Genomic DNA, 998 nt, shown 5'->3' on the forward strand with positions numbered 1-998 from the left:
GTCGCCTCTTGGGCGAGCTTGAGGTAGTGGGGCAGCCAGAGGGCGGGGTCGTCACCATGCTTGGCAACTGCCGCTTCTGCAATTTCGGCCAGGTCTTCGGATCCGGAGAACACCAGCAGCGCTTCGGGACATGAGGCGAGGTCCAGTTCGGCCGTGACGGCAGACTCGTTTTGTTTGACGACGAACTGGCGGCTGAACGGTGGCAGATCCTTGATCATCTTGAAGACAGCTGGAGACAGCTTGAATCCCTCGATGTACTCCTCGGCGGTCGCCTTCGGGTTCTCGAGGAACAAGGCGGTTGCGGATTGCTGGATAAGCGATTTGCCAACAGGGTTCTCCAGGATTGCGGCGGGCTCCTGGGTGGCGAAGACGAGCACACCGTTTTTCTTGCGGTCGGTCCTGCTGGCATTCTGCATAGACGCTTGGAAGTAGGGAACTTTCAGCGGGTGTTGCACCTCGTCGAAAAACTGCGCGATCCGTCTGCCATCTTTCATCTGATCCGTCCGATAGAGCAGGTACGTGAGAGCATTGTCTCGGATCGGTCCGTGCTCCAGAAACTCCGTCAAATCAAAACCGAAGAGTTCATTGACCGTCAGGTCCAGCTCGTCTTTGGGGTTGTCGAACAGCCAGCCGTACTCGCCGCCTGTGCACCAGCGCTTGAGGCGCTCTTTGAGGCTTAATTGACCTTCGGGGGCAGGCGCTGCGGGAAGAAAATTAACCAAGTTCGACAGGCATCGATCCTCCAGGTCGATGTGCTCCACGAGGTGGTTGACGGCCTTGGCGATCTGCTTCTGCTCGGAAGCAGTGGGGGGGGCCTCCCCATTTGCCCCCAAAAGCTTGGTCATGCTGGCCATGAATGCGACGTTTGAAGCGGTTTTCGGCAGTTGCAGGTAGTTCCAGCCAGTTTTCACGCCCAGGCGTAGCGGGAAATACTTGCCGCCCATCGCCATGACGGTCACCTGCATGCCGCGATCCTTGTCGAACACGATGCCTGTGTA

General features: G+C 58.0%; 1 pseudogene. It reads right to left on the reverse strand.

What is annotated here, in order from left to right:
- Window positions 1-965: pseudogene (locus WBR68_RS31600) on the reverse strand (VirB4 family type IV secretion/conjugal transfer ATPase); the annotation flags it as partial.
- Between the last annotated feature and the right edge of the window lie 33 nt (window positions 966-998).

The organism is Achromobacter sp. JD-1, assembly GCF_038594925.1.
GTDB lineage: Bacteria > Pseudomonadota > Gammaproteobacteria > Burkholderiales > Burkholderiaceae_B > Achromobacter > Achromobacter spanius_C.